This window comes from Deltaproteobacteria bacterium (genome assembly GCA_026712905.1).
Taxonomy (GTDB): domain Bacteria; phylum Desulfobacterota; class Binatia; order UBA9968; family JAJDTQ01; genus JAJDTQ01.
In genome coordinates this window covers 1-17,939 of record JAPOPM010000196.1, presented here as the reverse complement: position 1 = coordinate 17,939, position 17,939 = coordinate 1, and the positions used below count along the sequence as shown (strand labels likewise).

The 17,939-nt window shown below is 66.4% G+C and carries 15 protein-coding genes; 7 read left to right on the top strand and 8 right to left on the bottom strand.

The genetic code is table 11. From position 1 onward, the window contains the following. Positions 1-3,779 (top strand): cadherin domain-containing protein (locus OXF11_16175; GenBank protein ID MCY4488631.1); only part of this gene is annotated, 3,779 nt, incomplete at its 5' end. Between the two features lie 453 nt (positions 3,780-4,232). Here the strand turns inward: OXF11_16175 and OXF11_16170 are convergent. The 7 genes from OXF11_16170 to OXF11_16140 form a co-directional block, all read right to left on the bottom strand. Then, the gene (locus OXF11_16170) at positions 4,233-4,715 is read right to left on the bottom strand and encodes a hypothetical protein (protein ID MCY4488630.1); all 483 of its coding nucleotides are present in this window, start codon (positions 4,713-4,715) and stop codon (positions 4,233-4,235) included. A gap of 74 nt (positions 4,716-4,789) precedes the next feature. After that, positions 4,790-5,176 carry a type II toxin-antitoxin system VapC family toxin gene (locus OXF11_16165; GenBank protein ID MCY4488629.1) on the bottom strand — a complete coding sequence of 129 codons (387 nt, stop codon included), beginning with the start codon at positions 5,174-5,176 and terminating at the stop codon, positions 4,790-4,792. Continuing rightward, positions 5,173-5,418, bottom strand: coding sequence for a type II toxin-antitoxin system prevent-host-death family antitoxin (locus tag OXF11_16160; protein MCY4488628.1), 246 nt, complete (start codon positions 5,416-5,418; stop codon positions 5,173-5,175). The genes OXF11_16165 and OXF11_16160 overlap by 4 nt, the downstream gene beginning before the upstream one ends. Positions 5,419-5,522: 104 nt before the next feature. Beyond that, the gene (locus tag OXF11_16155; GenBank protein MCY4488627.1) at positions 5,523-5,840 is read right to left on the bottom strand and encodes a hypothetical protein; all 318 of its coding nucleotides are present in this window, start codon (positions 5,838-5,840) and stop codon (positions 5,523-5,525) included. A gap of 136 nt (positions 5,841-5,976) precedes the next feature. Then, positions 5,977-7,206: an MFS transporter gene (locus OXF11_16150; protein MCY4488626.1), complete on the bottom strand. Its 1,230-nt coding sequence runs from the start codon at positions 7,204-7,206 to the stop codon at positions 5,977-5,979. A gap of 319 nt (positions 7,207-7,525) precedes the next feature. Further along, a complete protein-coding gene (locus OXF11_16145; GenBank protein MCY4488625.1) occupies positions 7,526-8,539 on the bottom strand; it encodes a homogentisate 1,2-dioxygenase in 1,014 nt (337 codons plus the stop codon). Positions 8,540-8,694: 155 nt separating this feature from the next. Continuing rightward, a complete protein-coding gene (locus OXF11_16140) occupies positions 8,695-9,936 on the bottom strand; it encodes an ATP-binding protein (protein MCY4488624.1) in 1,242 nt (413 codons plus the stop codon). A 286-nt stretch (positions 9,937-10,222) separates the two neighbouring features. Here OXF11_16140 and OXF11_16135 point away from each other — a divergent pair, with 286 nt between their 5' ends. The 6 genes from OXF11_16135 to nth all read left to right on the top strand — a co-directional run bounded on the left by OXF11_16135 (position 10,223) and on the right by nth (position 17,112). Then, on the top strand, positions 10,223-11,092 hold the full coding sequence (locus OXF11_16135; GenBank protein MCY4488623.1) for an FAD binding domain-containing protein: 870 nt from the start codon (positions 10,223-10,225) through the stop codon (positions 11,090-11,092). Continuing rightward, entirely contained in the window at positions 11,092-11,559 is a 468-nt protein-coding gene (locus tag OXF11_16130) for a (2Fe-2S)-binding protein (GenBank protein MCY4488622.1), read from the top strand. The genes OXF11_16135 and OXF11_16130 overlap by 1 nt, the downstream gene beginning before the upstream one ends. A gap of 82 nt (positions 11,560-11,641) precedes the next feature. Next, positions 11,642-13,927, top strand: coding sequence for a xanthine dehydrogenase family protein molybdopterin-binding subunit (locus tag OXF11_16125; GenBank protein MCY4488621.1), 2,286 nt, complete (start codon positions 11,642-11,644; stop codon positions 13,925-13,927). Positions 13,928-14,007: 80 nt separating this feature from the next. Continuing rightward, positions 14,008-15,312, top strand: a complete 1,305-nt coding sequence (locus OXF11_16120) for an MFS transporter (protein MCY4488620.1) — start codon at positions 14,008-14,010, stop codon at positions 15,310-15,312. A gap of 30 nt (positions 15,313-15,342) precedes the next feature. Further along, positions 15,343-16,461 carry a hypothetical protein gene (locus OXF11_16115; GenBank protein ID MCY4488619.1) on the top strand — a complete coding sequence of 373 codons (1,119 nt, stop codon included), beginning with the start codon at positions 15,343-15,345 and terminating at the stop codon, positions 16,459-16,461. Between the two features lie 12 nt (positions 16,462-16,473). Beyond that, complete coding sequence (nth, locus tag OXF11_16110) at positions 16,474-17,112, top strand: endonuclease III (protein MCY4488618.1); 639 nt, start codon at positions 16,474-16,476, stop codon at positions 17,110-17,112. Positions 17,113-17,188: 76 nt separating this feature from the next. On the opposite strand, the gene OXF11_16105 is transcribed toward nth, so the two are convergent. After that, on the bottom strand, positions 17,189-17,939 hold a 751-nt coding region (locus tag OXF11_16105; protein MCY4488617.1), incomplete at its 5' end, for a CoA transferase.

The window sequence follows — 17,939 nt, the reverse complement described above, 5'->3', positions numbered from 1 at the left end:
TGGGCACGGTGTCGGTCTCGGTTCTCGGGAACGCGGACCTGACCTACCGCATCGTGGGCGGCGACGATGCGGGGCGGTTCGCGATCGATGCGTCGACGGGTGCGCTCTCGTACACGGGCACCGGCGAGGACCACGAGTCGGCGACCACGAGCTACGCGCTGACGGTGCGCGCGAGCGACGGGAGCCGGTACAGCGACGTGGCCGTCACCGTCCACGTCGCGGACGTCGACGAGGCGCCGGAATTCACCGAGCCGAGCTACGCCTTCGACCTCGTGGAGAACACGGACGGGAGCGCGACGCCGGTGGCGCTCGGGGCGGTGGCGGCGTCGGATCCCGAGGGCGCGACGCCGACCTACCGCATCGTGGAGGGGGACGGTTCGAGTCTGTTCGCGATCGATGCGTCGACGGGTGCGCTCTCGTACACGGGCACCGGCGAGGACCGCGAGTCGGATACGAACCCTCGCGCGCTGACGGTGCGCACGAGCGACGGGGACCTCCACCGCGACGTGGCCGTCACCGTCAACGTCACCGACGTGGACGATGAGGCTCCGGCATTCATCGAGTCGAGCTACGCCTTCGACCTCGCGGAGAACGCGGACGGGAGCACGACCCCGGTGGTGCTGGGGACGGTAACGGCGTCGGACCCCGATTCGGTGCCGGCATACAGCATCGTGGGCGAGAACGCGGCGGGCCGGTTCGCGATCGACGCGGCGACCGGGGCGCTGTCGTACGCCGGCGCGGGCGAGGACCACGAGTCGGATACCACGAGCTACGCGCTGACGGTGCGCGCGAGCGACGGGAGCCGGCACCGCGACGTGGCGGTCACCGTCAACGTCGTGGACGTCAACGAGGCGCCGGAATTCACCGGGTCGAGCTACGCCTTCGACCTTGCCGAGAACGCAAACGGGAGCACGGTCCCGGTGGCGCTCGGGGCGGTGGCCGCTTCGGACCCCGAGGGGACGACGCCGACCTACCGCATCGTGGGGGGCACCGCGGCGGAGCGGTTCGCGATCGATCCGGTGACGGGTGCGCTCGCGTACACCGGAACCGGCGAGGACCACGAGTCGCAGGGCGCGGGCCACGCCCTGACGGTGCGTGCGAGCGACGGGGACCTGCACCGCGACGTGGCCGTCGCGGTCACGGTGACCGACGTGGATGAAGCGCCGGCGTTCACCGCAACGAGCTTCGCATTTGCCCTGGCGGAGAAGACCGACGGGCGCGCGAACCGTGTGGCGCTGGGTACGGTGACCGCGACGGACCCGGAGGACGACGCGGTGGTGACGTACGGCATCGCGGGAGGCAACGAGGCGGGGCTGTTCGAGATCGACGGACCCACCGGCCGGCTGTTCTACGTCGGTGCGGGCGAGGATCGCGAGTCGGGGACGGCGAGCCATGCGCTGACGGTGCGCGCGAGCGACGGCACCCTTTCCGGCGACGTCGTGGTCACGGTCAGCGTCGAGCCGATTTTGTCGGAAGGGGACACGGATCTGTCGGACGGTGTCCATACCGCCGGCCGGACCCGGGCCGGGGAGTCGGTAACGGGCACGATCGACGGCGCCGACGATCGGGACTGGTTCGCCGTGGAGCTGGAGGCGGCCAGGGCCTACCGGCTCGACCTCGTGGGCACGGGGGAGCACGGCGAGGCGCTCTCGGACCCGCGCCTTTTCGGAATTCACGACCAGAGCGGCGAGCTGATCCCCGGCACGGCGAACGACAACGGCGGCCGGGGCCGGAACGCCCGGGTGGTTTTCGTCGCTCCGGAAAGCGGTACCTACTACGTGTCGGCCGGGTCGGACGAAGGACGGCAGGGAGCCTACACCCTTGCGATCGAGGATGTGACGAGGGTCATCCGGGTGTCGGATGCGTCGGCGCGCGAGCGGGACGGCGTCCTGAGCTTCGTCGTCGCGCTGAACCGGACCCCGGAGCAGACGGTGACCGTCCGCTACGAGACGGCGGACGGTACGGCCGTGGCCGGAGAAGACTACGAAGCGGTCTCCGGGGTGTTGGAGTTCAGGCCCCTGGAGCTGGTCAAGCGTGTCGAGGTCAGGCTGATCGACGACTCGGTGGAAGACAGTGGAGAGACTCTCTTCCTGAGGCTGAGCGATCCGACCGGGGGCACTCTGGCGGACGCGGAGGGAACGGGCACGATCCGGAACGCCGAAACCCGCCCGAGCGTGTCGGAGGGGGATACGGACCTTCCGGACAACATCGAAACCCCCGGCCGGGTCCGGGTCGGGGAGTCGGCGACGGGGGAGCTCGCCTTTGAGCGTGACGATGACTGGTTTGCGGTGGAACTGTACGCTGGAGTCACGTACCAGATCGACATGTGGGGGGCGGTTCCCGAGTATAGCGGCCTGGTTTCCGGCGGCACCCTGGGTCGGTATCACCAGTATATCCGGGGGATATACGATGCCGACGGCAATCTGATTCCCGGCACGTCGACCGCAAGGGGGGGACAAGATGGCGCCGCACGGCTCTATTTCACGCCCTCGGAGAGCGACACCTTCTTCGTCTCCGCGAGCACCGAGTACTACTCGGTGTGGGACCCCTGGTTGAGTCGGTACGTCTGGGTTACCGAAGAGGGCACGTACACGATTTCGGTCAAGGAGTTGACGGACGACTATCCGGCCACGACGCACACCTCCGGGCTGGTGCCGCGGAACGGCTGGGCCACGGGCGAGCTGGAGCGATACGGTGACCGTGACTGGTTCGCGGTGCAACTCTACGAGAACCGGACCTACCTGATTCATCAGGAAACATTGCGCTTGCCCGACCGCAACGCCTTGTTAGAGGAATACATCTACGGAATCTACCGGGAGGACGGCAGCCTGATTCCCGGCACCTCGGACGATCACCGGGGCTCCTCCTACCCCCACGCCCAGGTGCGGTTCACGCCGGACACCAGCGGCCTGTACTACGTGTCCGCCAGCGGAATGGGGGAAGGTACCTATCGGCTCACGGTGATGGACATCACGCGCGATTTGCCGGCGTCGACCGGCACGACCGGTCGGGTCTCGGTCGACGGATCGGTCACGGGCGTAATCGACTATCTTCGCGACCAGGACTGGTTCGCGGTCGAGCTGGAGGCCGGCACGCTCTACCGAATCGAGCTGGATCCAAACTGGGACCCGGGCAATGGCCGCCCCTCCATCACTGGCCTGGGCCGCCCCTCCATCAGCGGGATCTTCGATTCGAACGGCCACTCCGTAGGCGGGATCTTCGCGGGCAGCAATCCGATCGACGGCGTTGAGGACGATCTCCGCGTGACGTTCTTCACGCCGTCGGAGAGCGGTACCTTCTATCTGGCCGCGGGAGCGTTCAGAGATCAAACCGGCAGGTATGTCCTCCGGGTGAAGGACGCCATGGCTCAGGACGTCCACACGGCCGGGACCGACACTCGCGGCAGCGTCACGGTGGGCGGTCGGGTCACGGCCGATATCGACTACCCCGGCGACGTGGACTGGTATGCCGTCGAGCTGGAGGCCGACACGGCCTACCGATTCCGTCTCTTCGGCGGCGGCCTGCGATACCCGTACCTGGGAGGGATTCACGATTCGGCCGGCGGCCTGCAACCGAACACCCAACGCCCCACTTGGATCTCCTCTTACCCCTCTGTGGATTTCACTCCGGACACCGACGGAACCTACTACGTGGCGGCTGGCGGCGGTGGCCTGGGAGGCGCTATCCCCCTCACATACCTCTACTTGTACGGCGGCTTCCCGACAAGTGAGACCGACTACGCGGTAGGCACCTACACGCTTTCGGTGGACGAGATCTAGCGATCCTGCAAGGCGCAGGCCGCGCCGGCGGCGCGCCGCTTCGCAGCGATAAAGGACGGTTGCGGGCGCGTTCCGGAACTCCTCCAGCCGACGCCGAAGCGGCGAGCCACCGCCATACCGAGCACACGGCGCCGGCCGCATGACTCGCACTGAACAGTCTCCGGAAATCCCGGCGCGCCGGAGACAAGGACACGGACACAGGGTGAACCGCCATGAGCTACCAGATGGGCACCTACACGCTTTGGGTGGATGAGATCTAGTGTCGTGTCCCGTAAATACCTGGCATGAGTTGCGCAGGATTTTTTGTCGTCGGCAAGGCGCGATGAAGAGCAGTGGCGGGTAGTCGGCGAAGCGGCTGCAGGAAAAGAAAACGCTGCAATTTCGGAGACTTCAAGCGATTTTCGTGTCGACGACAATCCTCAACCCAGGTCTCGCCAGAAACGTGGCAAGCACTCAGGGGCTCCCGCCGGTGACCTCGCCCCACTTCTCTCCTTCGCGGCAGAAGGTTCTGACACGCTGGTCCGTGGGGCGGTTCTTCATTGCCGTCTCGATCAGCACTTCGCGACACTGCCGGCCATCCTCATTTCGACCGGTCGCGAGCACTGTCACGCCGCCCGCGGCGTAGCCGCTCGCGTCGTCGTGGTTCTCCCAGTAGACCCCCTTGTCAAGGGCGCCTTGACCGAGGGCCTGCTGCAAGGTCTTCGCGGCCAGCCGTCCCGACTTGGCGTCGATGGGCGGCAGCGGCCGGTGATTGTCCTTGGCCCTCTCGAGGAACGACGCGCGATCATTGCGCCTTGCTTCGATAAACATGATCGGCGCAATGATCGGTGCGGTGACGATTGCGCCCGCCACGTCGAGCACTCCGCCCACTCCTTTTTCGTTCGAACATCCGGCCACGAGAGCCGTCAGCAGAAATATCATGAAGCTGATCTTCACCGTGTCTCTCCCTATGGTTCTCGCGCCGTGGGATGACGACAGGCCCGTCGGAGGCTGACGGCCACCTGATTCGGTCAGAGTACCTGGATCGGGCCAGGGTACCGTCCCACAATCTTGTCGGCTGTCAACAACGTGACCCCTTCGACCTGGGCCTGCGCGACCAGGATGCGGTCAAAGGGATCCTTGTGCAGGGGCGGCAACAGGACCACCGCTACCGCATGGGCACCGGTCACGGCCAACTCCGTGTAACCGTGTTCCAGCAGACCTCGCCGCAGTAGATGAGGATCGACGTGGAAATCCGGGCGCCCGATTCCGCTCTTGATCGCAACCTCCCAGATCGACGCGGCGCTGAAGACGGGTTGCGTATCCCGCTGTTCAAGGAGAGCGCGTCCCTCGTCCGGCAACCGGCCTGAGACTCCCGCCGCCCAAAGCAGCACGTGTGTGTCTAGGAGGAGATTCACTCCTTGCCCTCGAACAGCGCCTCGATCTCGGTGGAGCCCATGCGGTCAAAGTCTTCCGGCACGGAAATTTGCCCGTCGAGGAAACCGATACGGCGCATCGATCCCGATTCCGGAGCTTCCACCGCGACCACTTTCACCACCGGCTTGCCAGCGCGTGCAATGATGAAGGGCTCGCCGTTGGCGGCAGCCTCGACGAGACGGGAAAGGTGGGTCTTGGCTTCGTGCATGTTGACGGTACGCATGATGTCGCTCCCGACTTAGTCTGTTTAGTTTAGTTGGATAGGTCGCATCTCGCAAGTCCCAGTACGAATTTCGCACTCCGGCATCGTCAATCACCCCATTGACTTCACGGGGGATCACCCGTTGGCTTCACGGTACTCTCCACCCTGTGTTCCCGTGTTTGCGCCACCAGGTTTTCGCTGGCTTCCCACAATCTGGCCCCGTTTCCCGGATCGGACGCGTACGGGAGGACCGATTCCCGTTGCATCAGGTGACGATACATCCCGGTGGCCCTGCCTGCTTCCTCGGCGCAGCACAGGTAGAGGGCCGGTCCCTCCGGAACCGGCCTGACTTCCGCCTGCTTCGGACCCCTGAGGTCTCGGATGGCGGCCACCAGCGCGCTCAAGGCCGTGCCGTCTCCCATGAGCCTGGGCGCACTCTTCAAAGGGTGGGCTCCTTCAGCTTGATCCGCTCTCTTCATTTCGAAGTCGTCACTGGAAGGGGATCACATGTTTCTCGCGATGGCCGGCGATGGCCGGCAAGACTCCCTTCGATGATCTCCAAATGCCCGACAGCCGCGCTCACAGATCCCGGTCCCGCAGATCCGGCCGCTTCAGCACGAGGCCCGCGGTGAGCGCGATACACACGGCGGCGGTGACCATCAGAGTCCACGGCGCGCCGATGAGCGCGGCGACGGCGCCGGAGTGGGCTTCGCCCAGCGACGGGGCGCCCACCCCGAGCATGCGCTGGAAGCTCGCGGTGCGGCCTCTCAGATTGTCCGGGGTCCGCGCCAGGATCACCACTTGGCGCACCACTGCTTGCAGCGCATCGAAGATTCCCACCACGAACAGGATCGCCACCGAGCCGAGGAACCACGGCGAGAACGCCAGCCCGAACAGGCAGGCGGCGTAGGCCATGACGCTGAAGGAGACGAACAGGCCCTTGTACGACATGTTCCCCAGCCACATGACCACGGCCACCCCGAGGAGCGAGCCCAGTGCCGGCGCCGACAGGAGGATTCCCAGGCCTCCCGCGCCGAAGCCCATGGCCACGGCGAAGATGGGCAGCAACGCGCGGTAGCTGCCGAAGAAAACCGCTGCGAACTCCGTCACCAGCAGGACGATGATGAGCGAGTTCCGCCGGATGAAGGCAACGCCTTCGAGCAGGCTCTGCACCGGGGACTGCTCGCGGTCCAGGGGCCCGGACTCGTAGCGGATGCACGTCATCACGGGGATCGCCACAATGTAGATCAGGCAGGCCACGCCGTAGGTCCAGCCGGAGCCGGCGACCGCGATGAGCAGGCCGCCCGCGGCCGGCCCGATGAGCTGTGAGAGTTTTCGCGCCGACGCGATCTGCGCGAAGGCGTTGACCATCAGCTCCCGCGGCACGAGACCCGGGACCATGGCGGTGCGCGCCGGCCCCGCCGCGGTGGTGAGAGTGGAATTCACGAAGGCCGCCAGATAGAGGTGCCACACCGAGATTAGCCCGGTGAGCGCCAGCGACCCCAGGGACAGGGTGATCAGCGCGTTCACGTACGCGGTCAGAATGATGAACCGGCGCCGGTCGATGCGGTCGGCGACAACCCCGCCGGCCAGGGCGAACACGATGGTGGCCGCGCCGCGCACCAGACCCGTGAACCCGGTCAGCAGCGGCGAGCCCGTGATCTCGTAGACCAGCCACAGCTCGATGGTGCGCTGGAGTTGGTAGCTGACCGACGTGCCGAAGAGCGCGATGTACAGCAGCCGGAAATCACGAACGGCCAGGGAGGAAAGGCCGCCATCCCGGCTCAAACGCACCGCACCGCCACCCACGGCCTTCGGCACCCTCCTGATCCGCCGAGAACGTGCCCGAGATGTCGGGCGGCTTTCATTGCGCTCAACCTCGTGCCCAAGAAACCCTCCTCCGGAGGGCCGTAGCCGCTCCAAAAGGGTAGGCCAGTAGAGCCACTACCGACTTAACCCAATGTTGCAATAAAGGTCTGTGAAGAGCGATCCGAAGCCCCCCCCCCCCCCGAATCGTCATTCCCGCGGAAGCGGGAATCCAGGGGCGGTAGTGGGGCACTACATCTGCGTTTCCCCGCCTCGCCACCCCTGGATTCCCGCTTCCGCGGGAATGACTTCTCTGGGGCGTTTAGCGGGACTCTTCTCTCCCATCCCCATGCGGACCGTACAAGTCGGTCTCCATGATCTCCGCGGCGGCGGCGCCGGCGTCGGTGAGGCGCAGGGTGCAGCGCGACTCCAGCATCCAGGCGTAGTAGCCCTCGGGCACGTCTTCGGACGGGCCGTGATGGATCACGCCCTTGGGCACCAAGGTCAGCATGCCCGGCTCGTCCACGCCGCCCCAGGCGCCGGGGCCCTCGAAGTAGAAGACCAGCTCGTCGTAGTCGACGTTGTTGTGGATGGGCGGGCGACGCCGTTGGCGCGCGCTCAGGTTGTAGAACAGCTCGTCCCGGCCGGGCGAGGCGATGAACTGCACGGGGGGACCGTTGGGATCAGTAGGGACGTCCCTGAGGTTGAGCTTCCACACCGGGCTCGGGCCGTCGGCGAAGGACTGGGTGGCCAGCGGGTTCGTGGGCTTGACGTAGCGCGTGACGCCGTCGAAGCACTTGAGCAGCCACACCGTTTCCACGTCCCGGGCTTCATCCTCGCTCAACACCGCGCGCCGGAGCCCCGAGCCGAAGGACGGCGACGGGTCGAAGCGGACCGCGCCGGGAGTCTCGACGATGACCGAGAGGCTCGCCCCGGTCAGCGGCAGCACCCGGTAGGGCACGCCCCGCGGAATCACCACGAAGTCCCCCGGCTCACCCGTGATGGTGCCGTAGGCGGTGCGGAACTCCAGCGTTCCCTCCTGCACGAAATGCACCTCGTCGGCCTCGACGTTGGAGAGCACGAAGGGCATGGGGTGGGCGCGGCCAGAGACGCTCAGGCGCACGCCGGTGCGCCCCGACTCGATGGGCACCGGCAACGCCTCGGCGTCCTCCCGATCCGGCAAGGCCACCGCGCCGACGTTCAACCGATGCGGGACGTGCGGACCCGTGACCGAAATGAAGTCGGGGCTGTGGTGCGTGCGCATGACGTTCACGCCCGTCCCCGCGAACCCTTCCCTGCCCCAGTGCTCGCGATACTCGGTGCCGTCCTTCGCCATGACGTTCCTCCTGGACTCGTTCCAATGGTGGTTGGCGACTACGCATCGTCGCCAGGACCTTTTTTCCCGCCGCACCATAACACCGCGCACGGGTCGCGGGAAAGCCTGAGCGGGAAAGCCCGGTCGGACTCCGCCTCCCTCGTGAAAGACCCTGCTCAGGACAGCAACAACCCCAAGGGCACCACGAACAAGCCCTTTTCCGGGACAAAGGCCTCGGAGCCGTTGTAGGCGAGAATGCCGACCGAAGCGCCAGGCGTCTTCTGCCGAAAGGCCCGCAGGCCGGCCAGGTCCCTTTCTCCAAACCGCCCGGCGGCCTTGACCTCGACGGCGACGCGACGGCGTTTGTGGGAAATGACGAAATCGACCTCGTGGCGTCCCTGTATGCTCCAGAAGCCCAACTCCGCGTCCGGAAGGTGAGCGCCGAGTATGCCCGCAAGGTTCTGGTACACGAGAGTCTCGTACAAGGCTCCGCGCAAGGGTTCGTCAGCGGCGACACTGACGTCCGAAGTTGCCGTCAAGTGACAGGCCAAGGCCGAATCCGTGAGAAAGATCTTCGGCGATCTCAACAGACGAGTCGTGCGACTGCGCATGTACGGCGGCAGACGGTTGAGAATGAAGGACGTTTCCAACAGACCCAGATACCGCACCGCGGTACTGACCGGGAGCTTGGCGTCACGCGCAATCTCGCTCTGATTCAGAAGCTGGCCGGTCCGGGCCGCGGCCAGGCGCAACAGAGTCCGAAAGGTGACCAGGTCCGCAACCTGAGCCAGGTCACGCACGTCGCGCTCGAGGTAGGTCTGCTCGTAGCCCAGGAGCCACAGATCCCGGTCCACCTCTCCGGGGACGACAATGGACGGCATGCCACCGTACAGAACCTCCGTGTCCGTCAAGGCCGGCGCGGACGCGGTCGGAGGAAGTTGCGCCTCTTTCAGGAAACGGACCAGGAACGGTTCCTCGGTTGCGCCAAGCCGTTCGCGCCGGGTGAAGGGCCCCAAGGTCAGCCACATCGCCCGACCCGCGAGGGATTCGGTCACGCCGTGGCGCAGGGAGAGATTGGCGGAGCCGCTCAACACGAACCTGCCCGGTGTCCGCTGCTCATCAACCGCGCGCTTGATGGCCACCAGCAGCTCCGGACAGCGTTGCACCTCATCGATGGTGACGAGCTCTTGCCCACGGAGAAGACTCTCCGGATCCAGCCGCGCCGCCTCTAGCGCCGCGAAATCATCCAGGGTCACATACCGCCGTCCCGCGAATGCGCCGTCATGTCGAAGGAAGGTCGTCTTCCCTGCCTGTCGCAGCCCCGTGATCACGACCACGGGGAACGTCTTGAGTGCGCGCCGGGCGAGAGTGCACAAGTCCCGTTGATAGTATGTAACCTCTGCCTCGGTTGCGTTCACGCCGTTTTCCCCATGTATCCGAAGTGGATGGCCAGAGAGCAACTTGTCATAATTAACCAGCATATAGCGCGTATATGACAAGAGTCAAATTGACACATCCCCACCATGGCCGTTCCGCGCAAGATCCGGCGGGCTGTCCCGTTCACTCGCCGCCGCGCGCCGGCGCCGACCCGCACAACCAAGCGTACCCCCCGCGTCTTGCCTTGTGCGCCGTGACTGGGCTAAGAGAACCCAAAGACACACGGGCGCAAGGCATTGGAAGACCACAAGCCGGGAGCAGGAATCCATGGACTACTTCGAACCCAAGACCGTGAGCGAGGCGCTTTCGCTGCTGGACCAGCACGGCGACCAGGCGGAGGTCATCGCCGGCGGCACGGACGTGATGGTGGACATCAAGTACAAGGACGAGCCGGGATGCCTGGTGAACATCAAGCGCATCCCGGACCTCAACGCCATCCGCGAGAGCAACGGCGGCGTGCACATCGGCCCGCTGGCCACCATTCACGACCTCGAGGAGAGCGACCTCGTGCGCGAGCGGCTGCCGCTCCTGTGGCAGTCGGCGCACCAGTTCGCCTCGCTGCAGATCCGCAACACCGCCACCATCGGCGGCAACATCTGCCGGGCCTCTCCTTCGGGCGAGACCCTGGCGCCGCTGCTGGTGCTGGAGGCGCAGGCCGAGGTGACCTTCTCCGACGGCGCCCGTACCGAGGCCTTCAGCGCGTTCTTCAAGGGACCGGGCCAGACGAGCCTCGGCGCCAAGGGGTTGCTCACGGGCATCACGGTGCCCTTCCCCGCCGCCGGAAGCCACGCCGTCTATCTCAAGCACGCGGTGCGCGGCCCCATGGACATCGCCATGGTGGGGGTGGCGGTCATGGCCACGGCCAACGCGGACAAGTCGGCGCTGGACGACGTGCGCGTGGGGCTGGGAGCGGTGGCGCCGACGCCCGTCCGCGCGCCCAAGACCGAGGCGATGGTTTCGGGCAAGGCGCTCGACGCGGCGCTCTTGAAGGAAGCGGGGGCGTGCTCGGCGTCGGAGTCGAGCCCCATTACCGACCAGCGCAGCAGCGGCGAGTACCGCGGCTGGATCGTGGACGCCCTGACACGGCGCGGGCTGGCCCAGTGCTGGCAAGCGCTCACCGGGAAGGAGGTGGCGTGATGAGCCTTGAAATCACACTGACGGTCAACGGCAAGACCCACACGGCGGCACTGGAGCCGTCCACCGCGCTGGTGGACTTCCTGCGCGACACCCTGGGCTACAAGGGCGTCAAGCTCTGCTGCAACACGGGGGAGTGCGGCGCCTGCACCATCATCATGGACGGCAAGCCGGTGAACTCCTGCGTGGTGCTGGGATTGGACGCGGCGGGAGCGGACCTGGTCACGGTGGAAGGCATCGCCGACGGCGACGAGCTGCACCCGGTGCAGCAGGCCTTCATCGATACCGGCGCGGTGCAGTGCGGCTACTGCACGCCGGGCTTCATCGTCTCCCTCAAGGCCCTGCTGGACCGCACCACGAGTCCCACGGCCGAGGATGTCGAGGAAGCCATCTCGGGCAACATCTGCCGCTGTACCGGCTACACGAAGATTTTCGACGCTGTGGAGCTGGCCGCCAAACGAATGGCGTAAGCAACCGATCGTGGCAAGGGTAGGGGCGACCCGCGGTCGCCCTGGGCGAATATCCTGAACGAACCGGAAGGAGTTAGGACCCATGGCAAAGGCTGAATACACGGTCCTGGGAACCGACATGCCCCGCAAGGGCGGGGTCGAGCGGGTGGTCGGAAAGGGCGTTTACGGCATCGACCTGAACCTGCCCGACGCGCTGGCCGGCGGTGTGCTCCGGAGCGAGCATGCCCACGCGAAGATCGTCAGCATCGACACCAGCGCGGCCAAGGCCATCCCCGGCGTGCGCGCCGTGGTGACGGCGGCGGATGCGCCGGACGTGCGCTACGGCCGGTCCTACATCGACCGCTACATCCTCGCCAAGGACAAGGTCCGCTACACTGGCGACCCGGTGGCGGCGGTGGCGGCGGACAGCCAGGCGCTGGTCAAGGAAGCTCTCAAGCGGATCAAGGTCACTTACGAGCCGCTGCCGGCGGTGGTGGATCCGGAAGAGACCATGAAGGAGTCGGCGCCGACGATCCACGAGGACATGCCGCTGCCCAAGAACCTTCCGGAAGGCATGCAGGTCAAGAACGTCTGCGGCTACGCGGCGGTGAACATCGGCGACGCCGAAGCCGCCATGGCGGAAGCCGACGTGGTGGTGGACGAGGTCTACGAGACCAAGATGATCCATCCCCAGTACCTGGAGCCGCGCATCGCCGCGGCCCGTCCCGAGGAGGACGGCCGCATCACCGTGTGGGCCAACGCCCAGGCGCCGTTCCCGGTGCGCACGGAGGTCGCCAGCCTGACCGGGCTGCCGCTCAACAGCGTGCGGGTCATCTCCACCGGCATCGGCGGCGGCTTCGGCGGCAAGGGCAGCGGGGTCACCTCCAGCGCCGGGCTGGAGCCCATCTGCGCGTTGCTGGCGCTGACCGCCAGGCAGCCGGTGATGATCGTCATGGATAAGGCGGAAGAAACCATCTCCACCACCATTCGCTCCGGCTGCAAGATCTGGATCAAGACCGGCGTCAAGAAGGACGGCACCTTGGTGGCGCGCCAGGGCAAGGTGGTGTACGACGCCGGCGGCTACTCCGGCTTCGGGAACCAGGCCGGCGGCCGCTGTACCCAGATGGTGGGCGGCTGGTACCGCCTGCCCAACATCCACATGGACGGCTTCACGGTCTATACCAACAAGCAGGTATGCGGTCCGGTGCGCGGTCCCGGCGGCCCCCAGGCCACCTTCGCCATGGAATCCCACATGGACTCCCTCGCCGCCGAGCTCGGCATGGACCCCATCGAGTTCCGCCTGAAGAACGTGCCCGAGAAGGGCGACGGCATCGTCGGCGTCCCCAAGCTGCGGGACAGCTCGCTGGCGGAGACCTTGAACACCGCCAAGGAGAAAATCGGCTGGGGCAAGGTCCAGCTCGAGAAGAACCAGGGCATCGGCTTCGCCACCGGGGCGTGGATCGAGGGCGCGGGACCCGGCGGCGGCGCGGTGGTCAAGATGAACGAGGACGGCTCCGCCACCGTGCACATCGGCAAGGTGGACTACGGCACCGCCGCCCCGTTCGGCATCCCCATGATCGTGGCCGAGGTGCTGGGCATCCCCACCGACGACGTCACCGTGCTCAACGTGGACACGGACGCCAGCCCCTGGGACGCGGGCACGGTGGGCAGCCGCTCGATGCTGGTGTCCGGCAACGCCGTCAAGCTGGCGGCGGAGGACGCCCGCGCCCAGATCCTGCGCATGGCCGCGGGCCAGCTCGAGGCCAGCCCGGAGGATCTGGAGATCGTGGACAGGCAGATCCAGGTCAAGGGGGCGCCGTCCCGGTCGGTGTCGCTGGCGTCCGTCTGCAACGCGGGGCACAACGAGATCGGCGACGTCATCGGCCGCGGCTACTTCGACTCCAAGGCCTCCCAGGCCGACGAGCGCGAGCGCGGCAGCTCTCAGCCCTTCACGACCCACGCCGCCTTGGTGGAGGTGGATGCCGACACCGGCAACGTCAAGGTGCTGAAGTACGTGGCCGTGCACGACGTGGGTTTCGTGGTGCATCCCAAGGCGGTGGAAGGCCAGATCGAGGGCGCCGCGGCCATGAGCCTTGGCCAGGCGCTGTGCGAGCAGGTGGTGCACGACAGCGACGGGCGGACGCTGAACCCGACCTTCGTCGACTACCTGATGCCGACCATCAACATGCTGCCGCGGATCGAGGCCATCACCGTCCCGGGCTACCCCGGCGCCGGCCCCTACGGCACCAAGGGAGCGGGCGAGATCGGCTCCGTGCCGCCCATGGCCTGCATCGCCAACGCGATCTACAACGCCACCGGCGTGCGCGTCCGCAAGCTCCCGCTGAGCCCCGAGAACGTGCTGCGGGCGCTCCGGGAAGCCGGGAAATAACGCAACTCCGAACGGGCGGCCTGTCGTGCTTGACGATGAACCCAACGTCGAGCGACAGACCGCCCGGCGGGTGAATCCGCTTGCTCTCGATCAAGGGTCTCCGCCGCCGGCTGTCGGACCTCTACTACGGCTGGCGGATGATCGGTCTGACGGCCCTCGTCCGAACCATCGGCGGCGGACTCCACAGCTTCGGTTTCACGGTCTACTTCCTTCCCATCCAGAAAGAGCTTGGCATCAGCCACGCGGCCACTTCACTGGCCTTCTCCCTGGCCCGGGCCGAGGGCGCCATCGAGGGTCCGCTGGCGGGCTACCTCATCGACCGATTCGGCCCCAAGCCCGTGATACTGACCGCGGCGCTGATGTGCGGCGTCGGCTACATTCTCTTTTCCTTCGTTGACAGCTACGCCAGCTTCCTCATCATCTACGTCGGGGTCATCTCGATGACCTTCACGGCGGGTTTCGTGCACGCTCCCGCGGTGTTGGCCGTCAACTGGTTCCGGCGTTACCGGGCGCGGGCGCTGACCTGTCTGAGTGCCGCCATGCCCGTGGGCGGAACCGTCATCACGGTCCTGCTGGCGGTGGCCGTCCACTTCTGGGGCTGGCGAACGGCCGCGTTCACGGCCGGATGCGTGTTCCTGTTCGTGGCCGCGCCGCTGGCCCTGAGGATCCGCCGGTCGCCGGAGAGCATGGGCCTGCAGCTATCGTCGGAAACGGCGTCGTCTTCCGCCCCGCCGCCCGGGGAGCGAGAGGACGGGTCGGAGAATGACGGGGAAGAGACCCGCGGCGAGTCCGACTACGCAGCCGGTCGCGCCATGCGCACCCCGGTCTTCTGGCTCTTCGTCCTGTGGATGACCACCCGGACCGCCGCCTACACCACCGTCATCGTGCATTTCGTACCCCTGATGCAGTGGAAGGGCCTGACGCCGCTCGCCGCGGCGCTCCCTCTGTCGTGGTTCAACGGCATGAACATCGTGGCGCACTTCATCATGGGATGGATTGCCGATCAGACCAACAAGGTACGCCTGGTGGCCTGGTGCATGGTGCTTTCGTTCATCGCGGTCCTGGTCCTGATGTGGAGCACCACGCTCTCGGGGTTGCTGCTGTTCGCCACGCTGTTCAGCGTGCTGGACTCATCGATACCGGTCATATGGGCGGCGGTGGGAGACTATTTCGGGCGGCGCCGCTTCGGCACCATCCGCGGCAGCATGAGTTTCTTCTACATGTGGGGAGGCGTCGTCGGACCGTATGCGGCCGGCGCCCTCGTCGACCACTTCCACAGCCACGCCTATGTGCCGTGGCTGCTTCTCGTCCTGGTGGGGGCCGCCGGAATCACCACGGTTCTGCTGATCGGACCCTGGACCCGGGGGGTCGGCCGTAGCGACTGACGCCGGGGGCCACAACGTCTGGGAGGCGACATGACACTTATCATCGACAATCCGACCGTGGAGAAGGTACTCGACCCGTCGGAGGTGAACGACGCGTTGGAGCTCGCCGCGTTGGAACTGGCAACCGGCGGCGCCATCAATGCACCCCCCTACAGGGTGTTTACACCAAGGGACCCCGATGACTACCGTGATCACTCCCGGTTTCCGGAGGGCGGCGGGGATCCGACACACCACTCCTTCACCTCGCTGAGCGGCGCCATTGCCAAGCTGGATGCGACAACGGACCGCATCGACTCCGACATCATCACGTATTTCGAACAGGACGGCCGAACGCTCCAACGACGCGTGCCGGGCCGCAAGGACGGAAGGTTTTGCGGCCTCATCTACCTCTACAGTTCCCGCACCGGCGAACTCCTGGCCATCATTCACGACGGGTACCTCCAGAAGTTCCGGGTGGCGGGCACCGGCGCGGTGGGCGCAAAATACCTGGCGCGCAAGGATTCGCGCACGGTGGGCCTTGTCGGAACGGGCTGGCAGGCCCAGGGCGCGGTTCATTGTTTCGCCGCCCTCGGCAACCTGAAAACGATCAAGGTGTACAGCCCCACGCCCGGCAAGAAAGAAGCGTTCGCGGAGCAAATGTCCAAGGAAGCGGGAATAGAAATGATACCGGTTGCTTCAGCCCGCGGGGCGGTCCGAGACGCGGACATCGTCTACATGGCGACCAACTCCAAGGACCCGGTGGTGATGGGCGACTGGCTGGAGCCCGGTCAATTCGTCAGCAACGTCTCGGACGTCGAGCTGGAGATCGCCGGCTGGGAACGCTGCGAGGTGCTGACCATGAATCGCCATGGCAGGCGCTGGATGAGGTACGCCATCGGCGGCGCCGAAGCGATTCCCGAACACGGGAAGGATCAGTACACCCGGCCGACGTCCATCGAGTGGGACAAGCTGCCGCTGTTGGGCGACGTCATTGCGGGGAACCACCCCGGCCGCGCGACCGACAGCCAGATCACCGGGCTCGTCCTGCGCGGAGACGGCGTGCAGTTTACCGCGGTCAGCCACCTCATCTATACTCACTGCAAGGAGAAGGGACTGGGGACCGAGATTCCCAGCGAGCTCTTCCTGCAGGACGAGAAATACATACCCTGATCCGGCCGTGGCATGAACAAACAAAAGCGGACCGCCATCTACAGCCGTCTCCGGGCCAGCAACCCCAGCCCCTCCACCGAGCTGGACTGGGTCGACCCGTTCGAGCTGCTGGTCGCCGTGGTGCTGTCGGCCCAGGCCACCGACGTGAGCGTCAACAAGGCCACGGCCAAGTTGTACCCGGTGGCCAATACCCCCGAGAAGATCCTTCGCCTCGGCACCGCCCGGCTCAAGCGCTACATCCGCACCATCGGGCTGTTCAACAGCAAGGCCGAGAACATCATCAAGACCTGCAGGATCCTCATCGAGGAACACGGGAGCCAGGTGCCCACCACCCGGGAGGCCCTGGAGAAGCTACCCGGCGTGGGCCGAAAAACCGCCAACGTCATCCTGAACACTGCCTTCGGCGAGCCCACCATCGCCGTCGACACGCACATCTTCCGCGTGGCCAACCGCACGCGCATGGCAAATGGAAAGAACCCATTGGAGGTGGAGACCCGCCTCACCCGGCTCACGCCCCCGGAGTTCCGCAAGGACGCCCACCACTGGCTCATCCTCCACGGCCGCTACGTCTGCAAGGCGCGCAAGCCCGAGTGCCCGCGCTGCGTCATCGTCGACCTGTGCGAGTTCCCGGACAAGACGCCCGAAGACTGATCCCGAGACCGTGCCGTTGGTGGCGGCTGCGGTGGATGCCCAACAAGGGCGACCGCCGGTCGCCCCTACCTGTGCCTTAACGGATGACGGCGGTGTTGCGCAGATCCGCCAGTTCCGCCTCCGTGAGCCCCAGCAGCCCTCCCAGCACCTCTTCCGTATGCTGCCCGATGGCCGGGGCGTCGTCGCGGATGGACGCGGGCGTTTGGGACATGTGGATCCACGGCGCCAGCAACGTGGTGGGGCCGGCGGTGGGATGGTCGCGCTCGATGAAGGCGTTCCGCTCCTTGATGTGGGGGTCGTCCAGAACCTCGGCCTTGGTCAGCACGGGGGCGCCAAAGTAGCCGAGGTCGCGGACGGCGTCCCACAGCTCCTGCCGGGTGCGGGTTTTCGCCCAGTCCCGGACGAGCCGGTCCAACTCGTCCTTGTGCTCGCGCCGGGCGGCGGCAATCGCGAAGCGCGGGTCCTTGGCCAGCTCGGGCCGCCCCATCCTCTCCGCCAGCCGGCTCCAGCCGCCGTCGTCCATGTGCGGTATCCGCAGCGTGAAGTAGCCGTCGGCCACCTCCATGGGCGTGTTGCCGACCATGTGGCCGGTGAAGTGCTCGTGCATGGAGCTGACCATGAAGCCCAGCACCGCCTCCTGCATGGACACCACGATGCGTTGGCCCACGCCCGTGCGCTCACGGGCGTGGAGCGCCGCCAGGATGCCCACGGTCATGCTGACGCCGGCGGCCTCGTCGCCGATGCCCAGGGACTTGGTGCCTTTCGCGCCGGCGTACTCCCAGGCTGTGTGGCTCCAGCCGGTCATGCTGTTGTTGGTGGCGGCGGGG